This window comes from Novosphingobium sp. ZW T3_23 (assembly GCF_044987305.1).
Lineage (GTDB): Bacteria > Pseudomonadota > Alphaproteobacteria > Sphingomonadales > Sphingomonadaceae > Novosphingobium.
The window spans coordinates 1-12,507 of record NZ_JBJDRF010000023.1 but is presented as its reverse complement, the minus strand read 5'-3'; the positions used below and the strand labels follow the sequence as shown (position 1 = coordinate 12,507).

Here is a 12,507-nt window from a genome sequence, read left to right as displayed (position 1 = left end):
GAATGTGATCGTTTGAAAAAGTTGGGATTCAACAATTTTTTGCTCGCTCGGCCTGTATCATGAACGGCAACTGGTCGTCTGCCAGGCGAGGGGCCGATGCGAATTGCCGAGGTTTATGCGCTGATCACTATTGTAAGTATTTCAGCATTGCCTCCGGCAACAGCGCAGGCGCAGGAGTCAGCCTCGACCGAGGCCGAAGTGGCGACGCTGAAAGAGCGGGTAGCCAGTCTGGAAGCGGCCTTGGCCGAACTGCGAGAACAGCTTTCGGCCGACAAGCGGGCGACGCCGGAGCCTGACCGGAATGCCACCAGCCCTGTTTCGAGCGAGCGCCTGGCCTCCGCTCCATCTGTCGTCGCTAACGTGCCCGCCGCTTCGGCAAGCGCAAACCGCACCGGAGCGTCGGCCGCCAGCCCTGTGCGCGACACTTTCGGCGACGAATTGACCGGCGTCGCCCGGCCGGACAACGCGCCCCCGCCCAACAATCCGGAGTTGCGCGGGTTCATCCCCATTCCCGGCACGCAAACGATGCTGAAGCTGGGCGGGTTCGCCAAGGTCAATGCGATCTACGATTTCTCGCCCGCCGGGAACGCGGACAAGTTGGTGCCCGCCACGATCCCGGTGGATGGCAGCCGTGGCCGCAACATGAACGTCGATGCCAACGCAACGCGTTTCAGCTTCGAGGTGCGGCGCCCCAGCAGCCTCGGCACATTGCGCTTCTATCTGGAAAACGATTTCTACGGTGGTTCGGGCGTCACGGCGTTCCGGCTGCGGCAGGCGCATGGCCAGGTCGGCAATATCTACGCGGGCTACGGCTATAGCGCGTTCATAGATTCGGACGCCTATCCTGAAACGCTGGACGACGAAGGTCCGGCAGGCGAGGCTTTGCTGCGTTTGGCGGCGCTGCGATACCTGTTCAAGATCGGCGATGGCCTGACGGCGACGCTCTCCGTTGAAAAACCCTCTTCGGACATGGCCTTGCCGACGGGAGCGATGGCGGAACAGCCGATGCCCGATGTGGTCGGCGCCTTGCGACTTCAGCGGGACTGGGGCCATCTGCAGGGTGCCGCCGTCATTCGCAGGATCGGCTACAGGCTCGACGGCGATGCGCGGACGAGCCTGGGCTATGGCCTCAACCTGTCCGGACTGGCCAGCCTGGGCGACGATTTCGCCATGGCCAGCTTCACGTACGGCCAAGGTATCGCCCGCTACGTGAACGATCTAGGCGGCCGGGGACTGGATGCCCTGGCAGCGCCGGACGGCAGCGTGGAGACCCTGGCGACATATGCCGGCTATGTCGGCTATACCCATCACTGGAGCAAGCGCTGGCGATCCAACCTCGTGGGCAGTCTGGTGCAGCTTGAACGCGACCCCCGGCTGCCGCTGACGGCGTTCCGTTCGAGCACTTACGGGGCGACCAACCTGATCCTCCAGGCCAGCCCGAATTTCTCGCTGGGCGTGGAGGCGCTGTACGGGCGGCACGAATTGCAGAACGGCCAGAGCGCGGATGTCGTCCGCCTCCAGACCAGTTTCAAGTACGACTTCGTCCGGTGAACGGCTTCTTCGAGCAGCACGGCGAGATGGCGCTGTTCCTGGCGATCGCGCTGGGACATCTGGTGGGCAGGCTGCGGCTCGGCCCCGTCGAACTCGGGGGCGTCTGCGGAACGTTGCTGATGGCGCTGCTCATCGGCCAGTTGGGAGTGCGCGTCGATCCCGACCTGAAGTCCATCTTCTTCGCCCTGTTCATCTTCGCGCTGGGCTACACCGGCGGGCCGCAGTTCTTCGCGAACATCCGCAGCGGTTGGCGCTTCGGCATGCTGTCCCTGATCGAGGTCTTCACCGTCTTGGCGCTGGTGCTGGGAGCGGCCGTCCTGCTGCAACTCAACGCGGGCGCCGCGTCGGGGCTGCTTGCGGGTGCCGCGACGGAATCGGCGGTGATCGGTACCGCTTCGGAAGCCGTCTCGCGTCTCGGCCTCAGTGCGGGAGAGACTCAGGCGCTCCAGGGGCAGATCGCCACGGCCTATAGTATCACCTATCTGTTCGGACTGGTGACGATCGTCGTGTTCACCAGCCAGATCGCGCCGCTTCTCGTCGGCATCGACTTGCGTTCGGCCGCCGGTGCGCTGGCCCGCAAGCTGGGCGAAGGGGCGGCGGAGGATCAGCCGGCTCTGCCCGAACTGGTCGGCAGAAGTTTCAGGGCAGGGCGCGCGGGTGGCATGTCGGTTTCCGCCTTTGAGGCCGAGGCCGATCATGCCGTGACGGTGGTCCGCATCGGCCGCCTGGGCGAGCAAAGCGAACCTTCCCCCGCGACCGTGATCGGCGCCGAGGACGAACTGCTGCTGGTGGGCCGCCGCGAGGCGATCATCGCTGCCGCAGGACGTCTCGGTCCGGAACTGGTCGGGCGAGACATCGACCTTCCGGTCACGAGCCGCGACTACGTGCTGTCACAAAGGAGTGTGGCCGGCCGCACCCTGGCCGAGATACGCAGGCTGGCGCCGCTGGACTTGCGGCGCGGCGTCTTCATCGCGCGGCTGCAACGGCTCGGACGCGACATGCCGCTTCTGCCGGAGGTGGTCCTGCAATCGGGCGACGTGGTGCGCCTGTTCGGTCCGGAGCGCGCGGTATCCCGCGCCGGCGGCGTGCTGGGGCGCGCCGTTCCCGCCGATGACAAGACCGACTTCATCATGCTGGGCACCGGCGTCCTGACCGGCGCCCTGCTGGGCCTTGCCGGCGTTCAACTGGGCGGAATCCACCTGACGCTGGGGGTGGGAGGCGGTTGTCTGCTGTCCGGCCTGGTGTTCGGCTGGTATGCGTCGCGGCACGCGGCAACAGGCGTTCTGCCGGCATCGGCGGCCCAGATACTGAAGGACTTCGGACTTTCCGCCTTCATCGCCTGCGTGGGCTTTTCCGCCGGCCCGGAAGCTTTCGATCTCGTTCGCGAATATGGCATCTGGCTGCCGCTGGCCGGCATACTCACGGCCCTGGTGCCGGCTGCCGTGTCGCTGTTCGTGGGGCACAAGCTGCTCAAGATCGAACTGCCATTTCTGCTCGGCGCGATAGCCGGGCAGCAATGCAGCACCCCTGCGATCAGCTCCCTCGTCAACACCGCGGGCAACTCCACGCCAGTGGTGGGCTACACCGTTACTTACGCGATTTCCAACGTCCTGCTGCCCCTGCTGGGGCCGATCGTGGTGGGGCTCGTCTTCCATCTGGTTTAACTAGGAGTGCGTGATGCCATGGTTGCATGAGGTCTTCAGTCGCTCTCCCGAAGCGGCGCTGTTTCTCACGCTGGCGCTCGGCTATGCGGTGGGCAAGATCACGTTCGGACGGTTTCAGCTGGGCGGCGTTGGCGGATCGCTGCTGGTCGCCGTGGTGGTCAGCCAGATCGGCGTCGAGATCGACGACGGCGTCAAGGCCGTCATGTTCGCGCTGTTCATCTATGCGGTGGGCTACAACAGCGGGCCGCAGTTCTTCAGCTCGCTCAACAAGTCCAGCCTCAAGGAGATCGTGCTGGCCGCCTTCGTCGCGATTTTCTCGTTGGCGACGGTGATCGTGCTGGCGCGGTTCTTCCAGCTCGACAAGGGCCTGGCGGCGGGCCTGGCGGGCGGAGCGCTCACCCAGTCGGCGATCATCGGTACCGCCGGCGATGCGCTGACCCGGCTGCCGTTGCCGCCCGAGCAGATCAAGGCGCTCCAGGCCAATGTCGCCATCGGCTATGCCGTCACTTATGTGTTCGGCTCGCTGGGGGCGATCATCGTCTGCGCCAACATCCTGCCGCGCTTCATGAAGCAGGATCTGGCCGCCGCCGCCGCGCAGGAGGAAGCGCGGCTGAGGGGCGACGCATTGCCCTCCGGCCCCGGCGTCAGTTCGGCCATGCCCGCGCTGGTGGGCCGCGCCTTCCGCGTGGTGGCCGGTGCCGGGCGATCCATCTCCTCGATCGAGAACGCCGCTGCCGACAGCCTCACCATCGAACGCGTCGTCCGTGAGGGACAGGCGCTTGACGTGGCCGAGGATCCGGTCCTGCGCGAAGGCGACGTGGTGGTGGCGATCGGCCGCCGCGAACAGGTCATCGCCTCGGCAGCCGAGATCGGCCCCGAAGTTCCCGGAACGGAGGGCGGGTCGCTGGCCATGCGCTCGCGCCAGGCCGTGTTCACGCGCAAAGGCCTGAACCGCATGACGATTGCGCAGATCAAGCAGGCGATCGACCCCAAGATGCGCCACGGCGTCTATATCGAATCCATCACGCGCATGGGGCGCCAGTTGCCGGTACTGCCGGAAACGGTGGCGATGCATGGCGACGTCGTTACCTTCTACGGCGCGGACTCGGATACCGCGCGGGCCGCCCAGGAAGCCGGATACCCCCTGGCGACCGACAACAAGACCGACTTCGTCTACATGGGCCTCGGCATCCTGGTCGGCTTGCTGATCGGTCTGCTGACGGCCAACATCGGGGGCATTCCCCTGACGCTTGGCGCGGGGGGCGGCGCGCTGCTGTCCGGTCTGCTGTTCGGCTGGCTGCGGTCCAAGCGCCCGATGTTCGGCGCCTTGCCCCCGGCAGCCGGGCAACTGCTGCAGGATTTCGGCCTTGCCGCCTTCGTCACCGTGGTCGGGCTGAATTCGGGCAAGCAGGCGCTCGTGACCATCCAGGAACACGGTATGACCATCTTCCTGCTGGGCGTGGTGGTGACCCTGCTGCCGCTGCTCGCCGCGATGGTGTTCGGGCGTTTCGTGCTGGGCTATCGCAATGCCGCCGTGTTCGCCGGCGCGCTTTCCGGCTCGCGCAGCGCCAACCCGGCGTTCGGCGCGGTGCTGGACAAGAGCCAGAGCGCAGTCGCCACGGTACCCTTCGCGATCACTTACGCGCTTGCCAACGTCTTCCTGACGCTGATCGGCCCCTTCGTCGTCGGCCTCGTCTGATTTTCCCCCACCCCCCGGAGAACCGTCATGGATACGCAGACCGATAAACTTGCGCAGCTCAGCCCGTTCGAGCTGAAAGACGAACTGATCAAGCTCGCGTCGAGCGTCGAGAACCGGCTGATGCTCAATGCCGGGCGCGGCAACCCGAACTTCCTGGCCACCATTCCGCGTCATGGTTTCTGGCGGCTGGGGCTCTTCGCGATGCGCGAGGCGGAACGGTCCTTTGCCTATCTGCCTGAGGGCGTCGGCGGCTTCCCGCGTCTCGCCGGTATCGAGGACCGCTTCGAGATCTATGCGCGCGAGCATGCCGGCACGCCCGGCATGGAGTTCCTGGTCGGCGCGGTGTCTTACGTGCGCGATCAGATCGGCATGGACGCCGCCATTTTCCTCTACGACATGTGCGAAGCGGTGCTCGGTTGCAATTATCCCGTGCCCGACAGGATGCTCCGCAGCGCCGAGCCGATCGTGGCGCACTACCTGCGGCAGGAGATGGTCGGAGCCCATCCGTTCACCGGCACTTTCGACATCTTCGCGACCGAGGGCGGCACCGCGGCGATGACCTATATCTTCAACACGCTCCGCGAAAACCGGCTGCTTTCGCCAGGAGACAAGATCGCCATCGGCATGCCGATCTTCACGCCCTACATCGAGATTCCGGCGCTGAACGATTACCGCCTCGACATCGTCAATATCGAAGCGGACCCCAGCCAGGGCTGGCAGTATCCGGCGTCGGAGATCGACAAGCTCAAGGATCCGGCGATCAAGGCCTTCTTCCTGGTCAACCCCAGCAATCCGCCTTCGGTCAGGATCGATCACGCGACCCTGGAGCGGATCGCGGATATCGTGAAGCAGCGTCCGGACCTGATACTGCTGACCGACGATGTCTACGGCACCTTCGCCGACGATTTCGTGTCGCTGTTCGCGGTGGCGCCGCAGAACACCATCCTGGTCTATTCGTTCTCGAAGTATTTCGGCGCTACCGGCTGGCGTCTGGGCGCTATCGCGGTGCATCAGGACAATGTGCTGGACCGTGCGATCGCAGCCCTGCCGGATGACGTGAAAGCCGAACTGGACGAGCGCTACGCGTCGATCACCACGACGCCGCGCGATCTCAAGTTCATCGACCGCCTGGTTGCCGACAGCCGTACCGTGGCGCTCAACCACACTGCCGGGCTCTCGACGCCCCAGCAGGTCCAGATGGTGTTGTTCGCCCTGTTCGCCCTGATGGACACGCCCAATTCGTACAAGGCGGCGATGAAGCGGCTCATTCGCGCCCGCGAACACGCGCTCTATCGCGAGATCGGCGTGGGGCCGACGCCCAACCCGGACGACGTCGGCTACTACACCCTGCTGGATCTGGCCGACCTGAGCGAGAAGGCCTTCGGAAAGCCCTTTGCCGAATGGCTCCTTGCCAATGTCGAGCCGCGTTCGCTGCTGTTCGAACTGGCCAGCGAGAGCGGCGTGGTCCTTCTTCCGGGGGGAGGGTTCGGCGCCTTGACCCCGGCGGGACGTGTCTCGCTCGCAAATCTCAACGAGGCGGATTACGCCAAGATCGGCCGGGCGGCCCGAGCCCTCATCGAGAAATACTGGGTGCGCTTCTCCGACCAGAAGCAGGGGTAAGCCTCGGTGGCGACCGGCGCCTGTCGAAGGGCAGGCGCCGGCTGCTTCAAGCTTGCAAGCTCGCGGTCGCCGGCCAGTCGCCCTCGGCCAGCAGCGGCAGCCCCTCGAACCACGCGCGTCCCCGCTTGAGCTTCATGCCGTCGCAGGCGAAGGCAAGGTCTTCGCTCGGCACGGCGCGCAGTTCCTCGTCTATCCCCCCGACGCCGCCCGATGACACGACCACGTAACTCACCCTTGCGTTCTCGCATGAGACCAGCGCTTCGACGGCCTTGCCAAGGGGGGCGCCATCGTTGCCCGCTACCGGCATCCCGGCGATCCCGGTGGCGGTGAACAGGGTGGGATAGGCCGAGCGACGGCTCGCTTCGGCTGCCGACTTGCCCCCGTCCTCATAGGCGCGTTGTTTCCCAAGCCAGCGCCAGGCGCCGATCAGGTTGACGAGCGTGAGAAAGCCATTGGTCGCCAGCAGGTTGGCCTGCCCGGACGTGAGCCCGACGATCATCCAGGCAATCGATCCGGCCGTGAAGACCACAAAGCCCCAACCCGTTACCCGCGCGCCGAGATTGGCCGCGGTCATCATCGCGGCGAGCATCGTGGCAACAGGTGCGATCCAACCGGCGACGTTTTCCAATTCAGCGGCTCCATGGCGGGAGGAGGGGATGGTAGCGAACTCGGAACATCCCGAACGCGTGACCGCCGCCATGGTGTCGATCGGGCTTCGATTTTGCGGCGCGGGGTATAAAACCCGCCGAGATGTTTGGAACGCCGTGAAGGCGCGCTATGGTCCTCGCTCCGGCGAGCAATGTCGCCCGGCGCCGCACTCCTCGAACAGACTGCTCCAGAACACTCACGCGTCGCGGAATCGCGCAAGCGTCTCGGTATGGCCGCTTGTCCAGGCGCCGATCGCTCCGCCCGGCCCGCTTACGGCCAGCCAAGGAATTACAATGATCGATGACGTGGTGCTCGGCCAGGCGACCGTGCCGGATGGGGTGGAACTGAGGCTGGTCCAGTATGGTGCCGATTTCGCGATCCTGCTCGAAGACAACGAATTGATGAGCACGAATGCCAATGCATCCGAGGAAGCGCTGGCGGTCATGACGTGCGAGAAACTGGCAGGTCTAGAAGCGCCGCAACTGTTGATCGGCGGGTACGGCATGGGCTTCACGCTCCGCGCGGCGCTGGCCATGCTGGGGGACGATGCGGGCATCGTCGTTGCCGAAATCGTGCCGGAAATACTTGCTTGGGCCCGAGGGCCGATGCAGGAGTTCACTGGCGGCTGCCTGGACGATCCGCGCGTTCACGTCGTCGATGAGGACGTGGCACTGCTCATCGCTTCGGCACAGGACGCATATGACGCCATCCTTCTGGATGTCGATAACGGACCGGAGGGTCTGACCCGTCGGAACAATGACGGCCTCTATTCGGTAGCGGGGTTGCAGCGGGCAATGCGGGCGCTTCGACCAGGCGGAATTCTGGCGATCTGGTCCGCCTGTCCCGAACCGGCGTTCACCCAGCGGCTTCGTGATGGCGGCTACCAGGTAACCGAAACGACCGTTCGCGCAGAGGCCGAAAACAAGGGCCTTCACCATCTCATCTGGTTCGCACGCAAGCCCTGACGTCGCAGGCGGTAACCTGATGCTTCTCCGCTGAGAACATGCGGGCTGGAAGATGTACCGGGAGGTCTACGCGCCGCAAGAGGGCGGAAATCCCTGGCTGGGGCGGCAGGATTCGAACCTGCGAATGCCGGTACCAAAAACCGGTGCCTTACCACTTGGCGACGCCCCAGCAGGGATTGCGCGCTTAGCGGCTAATGCCGATGCTGAAAAGCCCTTATCGAAGAGTTTTCCCGCATCGGCATCGACTTGATCGGTCAGGCCTTCAATACAGCGTCGATATCGGCAGCGCTGTGGCGTTCGCGGACGAAGCCTTCACCCTTGCGGTTGACGATGCGCCCGCGCTGCACGGGTTCGCGCGCGCCCACTTCCTCGCCCCAGCGAACCAGATTCGTATAGCTGGGAACGTCCAGGAACGTCGCGGCGTCGCCATAGGCATCGCCCCGCACGAAGCCGCCGAACCAGCCGTAGGCGGCGATATCGGCGATCGTGTATTCGTCGCCGGCAAGATAGCGGGTTTCAGCAAGGCGCTTGTCGGCCACGTCGAGCAGCCGCTTGGTTTCCATGGTGTAGCGGTTGATGGGGTATTCGTACTTCTCCGGGGCATAGGCGTAGAAATGGCCGAAACCGCCGCCGATCAGAGGCGCGGTGGACATCTGCCACATCAGCCAGGACAGGCATTCGGCGCGCTCCGGGTAGTTGGCAGGAACAAACTTTCCGAACTTCTCCGCCAGGTAGAGCAGGATGGCGCCCGATTCGAACACACGAACCGGAGCGGCTCCGGAATAATCGCGCAGGGCCGGGATCTTGGAGTTCGGATTGATCGAGACGAAATCGGAGCCGAACTGATCGCCTTCGCCGATGTCGATCAGCCAGGCATCGTATTCGGCCTCCGCCACGCCGGCGGCCAGCAGCTCTTCCAGCATGATGGTGACCTTCTGGCCATTGGGAGTACCCAGCGAGTAGAGTTGCAGCGGATGTTCCCCGCGTGGCAGGTGCTTCTCATGCGTGGCGCCGGAGATCGGGCGGTTGATGCTGGCCCATTCGCCGCCGTTGCCCTGTTCCCAGGTCCAGACTGCGGGCGGCGTGTAGGTAAGATCGGCCATCATCAACTCCTTGATAGTGCGGCCGCTGATCTAGGAAGCGGGCAGGGTAGTGACAAGGCCGGCAGACCCTCCAAAAGAGATGTGAAGCAGGCGACATATTTCCGGTCGACCCTCTCGACTTTTTCGTAATGTCATTTTAAATCAATCGCATAATCGATGCTGCGGCTTGCTTTGCCCGCATGACAAGACAGGCAGAAGGCCAATGACCAAGATGATCGACCCGGCAGCGGCGCCAATTGGCAGGCGGCAGCCATCGCGTCGCCGCAACAAGGGATTTCGGGAAACCCACGCCCTGTTGATCGACACCGCCGTCCGGCTGATGTCCGAGAAGGGCACCGAAGCATTGTCGTTGTCGGAAGTGGCGCGTGAGGCGGGGGTGAATCGCACGACGGTCTACTATCATTTCGACAGCCGCGAAGCGTTGCTGTCTGCGGTGCGGGAATGGTCTGCCGACCAGCTCTCGGCCGCCTTCGCGCCATCGGACACGGCGGAAAACCGCACGCGCTTCATCACCCGCTTCGTGATCGAGCAGCCGGAAGTCATTGCCTTGTGGACCGAAGAGTTCCTGACACCGGGACGTGCCGCCGAGCGCTATCCGCACTGGGATGGCCTGGTACAGGGGCTGCACGCCCAGTTGCAGGCCAGCCGGGATACGATGGAGATCGACGCGGAAGCCTTCGCCACCTTCCTGTTGACCTGGGCCATGATCGGGCCGCGGGTCTATCGCAACAGCGTGCGTCCCGACCTTTCGCTGGAAGAAACCGTGGACCGGCTGTCACGCACCCAGATCGCCATGCTCCGCATGATCGGCGTGACGCCCGGTCGATAAATTACGACACTACTGTTTGCAAAGTTTGAATAAGGAAAGGGCGGGGTTTTAGCCCCGCCCTTTCGATCAGGATACCTTGCGGATCCAGCCATGGGTATCGGCCGCTTCGCCGCGCTGGATCGAAACCAGGCGGCTCTTGAGCCTGGCGGTAAGCTGGCCAGGGCCGCCCGAGCCGATCACGAATTCGCCATCGCGCCCGGAAACTTTGCCCACCGAAGTTACCACGGCTGCCGTTCCGCAGGCGAATGTCTCCACCAGCTTGCCGGACTGCGCATCTTCGCGCCACTGGTCCAGGCTGTACTTGCCTTCCTCGACCTTGAGGCCTTCCTCCCGAGCGAGCTGGAGCAGGCTGTCGCGGGTGATGCCGGGCAGGATCGTGCCGGTGAGGGCAGGGGTCAGAAGGGTACCGTCCTCGAACACGAAATAGAGGTTCATGCCGCCCAGTTCCTCGATCCACTTGTGCTCGGCGGCGTCGAGGAAGACGACCTGGTCATGCCCGCGCGAAATCGCTTCGGCCTGGGGCACGAGGCTGGCGGCGTAATTGCCGCCGCATTTTGCGGCACCGGTCCCACCGGGCGCGGCGCGGGTATAGTCGGAAACCCAGATCGAGACGGCCGGGGCACCGGACTTGAAGTAGTTGCCGGCCGGGCTGGCGATCACGATGAACTTGTACTGCTTGGCCGGGCGCACGCCCAGGAAGGCTTCGGTCGCGATCATGAAAGGACGCAGGTAGAGCGACGCACCTTCGCCTTCGGGAATCCACGAGCGGTCGATCTTCACCAGGCGTTCGATGGCCTCCACGAAGACGTCTTCAGGCAGTTCCGGCATCGCCAGGCGCTGGGCCGACTGGTTGAAGCGCGCAGCGTTCGCTTCGGGGCGGAACAGCGCCACCGAGCCGTCGGCCTGGACGTAAGCCTTGAGGCCCTCGAAGATTTCCTGGGCATAATGCAGCACGGAAGCGGCGGGATCGAGTGCGATCGGCTGGCGCGGCCCGACGACCGCATCATGCCAGCCGCGACCCTCGGTCCATTCCACGGTCACCATGTGATCGGAGAAATTCGTGCCGAAACCGGGGTTGGCGAGCACGGCCGCCCGCTGTTCCGCGCTGGCGGGCGAGGGATGGGGCAGGGTGGTGAAAGTCAGGCCGGCATCGGCGATCGTCGCCATCTAACGAAGTCCTCTTGTATGCGTTCCGCGCCGCTGCTGAATGAAAATTACAACAAAGGCAACTGAAAAGTAATTTTGATACTCAGGAATTCCGGCCTCACGACGTGTGAAGGCCGGAATGCGGGAGTTTCAGAAGCAGAGCCTTAGCCCTGTAGCTCGCCGCAGGGCCAGTATGAATTTTTGGACGGGTATGAATTTTGCGGACAAGGCGCAACGTTCAATCGAGGACTCGGGGGCCATGCGGGGACAAAGACAGTCTGCAGGAACAGACCCTTTCAAATGAGAAGGGCCGCCCCGGTTGCCCGGTGCGGCCCTTCGCATGGTCAGCGGCCGGGAAGTGCCGCCAGCGAAAGCCTTTATCGCCAGATCAGAATTGGCGATAATGCCTCGCGACGGAAATTGCCGACCTCTCTGCTGAACCATGAGACATCGGATCACCTCCTTTCGCGCTGTTGAGCCAAGGTTGCCACCCCGGACTTCCACCGAAGCGGCTGGACTTCATGAACGTCCGGGCGCGTGTGCCGGGTTCCGTCGTCCTGAGAAATTTGTGTCCGATTCCGCAGCGCACAACAAGCCTTGCAATCATCTTTTTTGCGGTCATTATCAGTGCTTCGGGCTAGTTTTCCCCAGCCTGCGAACCTCCTTGAAGGTCCGTTTTTGGGGGCTGGAAACTGCGGCCTGAAACCCTCTGAAATCGCATCCAATTTACGGTCGGCCTGGCTTTGGCAGGCTGATTGCGGAGGCGAGTCCCGTCTACTTATGCCCACAGGATCGGCCCTGATTCGAGCCTTCCGGACCACCGCGCGCAACCACCCCGCAAGAGAGGAGGCGCGGCGATGTGGGTTTTCGGATTGGCGCCAGTCTTCCTAACGCCAGTCCTTAACGCCAATCCTTAACGGCAGTCTTCGATGACCCGGGATATTTCCGTCCAGCTCGGGACGTAGAGCGGCTGCATGCCCTGCGCCTGCACGGCGAAGCGCCCGCGACTGAAAGCGATCGAATCGAGCAGACGATCGCGTGCGGGCAAATCGACCTGCACCCCGCCGTTGACCGGATTGGCGGTGAGTGCGCGCGTGGTGTCGGACGTCGTGATCGTGAGTGAGACCGGACCGGCAGCCGCGCCGCTGCGGAACAGCGAAATCGTCGATGAAGCGCGATTGCAACGGATGCCGAAGATCCCGTCGGCGAAGCTGGCGATGCCGGGGCTGGTGATTCGCCAGTCGCCGGGGGTCCGGGGCGCGTCCCGCCAGTCGGCGGGCGG

General features: G+C 64.1%; 10 protein-coding genes and 1 tRNA gene. 6 read left to right on the top strand and 5 right to left on the bottom strand.

Annotated elements, in window-relative coordinates; translation table 11 throughout:
- Positions 1-147: 147 nt before the first annotated feature.
- Genes ACI3K3_RS13145 through ACI3K3_RS13130 form a run of 4 tightly spaced genes read left to right on the top strand, consistent with a single transcriptional unit; the run spans position 148 to position 6,534 of the window.
- Entirely contained in the window at positions 148-1,551 is a 1,404-nt protein-coding gene (locus tag ACI3K3_RS13145) for a DcaP family trimeric outer membrane transporter (RefSeq protein WP_404914348.1), read from the top strand.
- Positions 1,548-3,215: an aspartate-alanine antiporter gene (gene aspT, locus ACI3K3_RS13140; RefSeq protein ID WP_404914346.1), complete on the top strand. Its 1,668-nt coding sequence runs from the start codon at positions 1,548-1,550 to the stop codon at positions 3,213-3,215. Before ACI3K3_RS13145 ends, aspT (ACI3K3_RS13140) begins: the two co-directional genes overlap by 4 nt.
- A 13-nt stretch (positions 3,216-3,228) precedes the next feature.
- Complete coding sequence (aspT, locus tag ACI3K3_RS13135) at positions 3,229-4,914, top strand: aspartate-alanine antiporter (RefSeq protein ID WP_404914344.1); 1,686 nt, start codon at positions 3,229-3,231, stop codon at positions 4,912-4,914.
- Between the two features lie 27 nt (positions 4,915-4,941).
- Positions 4,942-6,534: a bifunctional aspartate transaminase/aspartate 4-decarboxylase gene (locus ACI3K3_RS13130; RefSeq protein ID WP_404914342.1), complete on the top strand. Its 1,593-nt coding sequence runs from the start codon at positions 4,942-4,944 to the stop codon at positions 6,532-6,534.
- 46 nt (positions 6,535-6,580) lie between these two features.
- On the opposite strand, the gene ACI3K3_RS13125 is transcribed toward ACI3K3_RS13130, so the two are convergent.
- Complete coding sequence (locus tag ACI3K3_RS13125; protein WP_404914455.1) at positions 6,581-7,123, bottom strand: PRC-barrel domain-containing protein; 543 nt, start codon at positions 7,121-7,123, stop codon at positions 6,581-6,583.
- A 352-nt stretch (positions 7,124-7,475) separates the two neighbouring features.
- Here ACI3K3_RS13125 and ACI3K3_RS13120 point away from each other — a divergent pair, with 352 nt between their 5' ends.
- Entirely contained in the window at positions 7,476-8,147 is a 672-nt protein-coding gene (locus ACI3K3_RS13120; RefSeq protein ID WP_404914340.1) for a spermidine synthase, read from the top strand.
- Positions 8,148-8,241: 94 nt separating this feature from the next.
- Here the strand turns inward: ACI3K3_RS13120 and ACI3K3_RS13115 are convergent.
- Both ACI3K3_RS13115 and yghU read right to left on the bottom strand, forming a co-directional pair.
- A tRNA-Gln gene (locus tag ACI3K3_RS13115) sits at positions 8,242-8,316 on the bottom strand.
- 85 nt (positions 8,317-8,401) lie between these two features.
- Positions 8,402-9,250, bottom strand: a complete 849-nt coding sequence (yghU, locus tag ACI3K3_RS13110; protein WP_404914338.1) for a glutathione-dependent disulfide-bond oxidoreductase — start codon at positions 9,248-9,250, stop codon at positions 8,402-8,404.
- 202 nt (positions 9,251-9,452) lie between these two features.
- On the opposite strand from yghU, the gene ACI3K3_RS13105 reads away from it, so the two are divergent.
- Positions 9,453-10,079, top strand: coding sequence for a TetR/AcrR family transcriptional regulator (locus tag ACI3K3_RS13105; protein ID WP_404914336.1), 627 nt, complete (start codon positions 9,453-9,455; stop codon positions 10,077-10,079).
- Positions 10,080-10,145: 66 nt separating this feature from the next.
- Here ACI3K3_RS13105 and ACI3K3_RS13100 read toward each other — a convergent pair whose 3' ends face one another.
- Together ACI3K3_RS13100 and ACI3K3_RS13095 are read right to left on the bottom strand one after the other, a co-directional pair.
- Positions 10,146-11,246, bottom strand: coding sequence for a branched-chain amino acid aminotransferase (locus ACI3K3_RS13100; protein ID WP_404914334.1), 1,101 nt, complete (start codon positions 11,244-11,246; stop codon positions 10,146-10,148).
- Between the two features lie 892 nt (positions 11,247-12,138).
- Positions 12,139-12,507: hypothetical protein (locus ACI3K3_RS13095; protein ID WP_404914332.1), on the bottom strand; the 369-nt coding region annotated here is incomplete at its 5' end.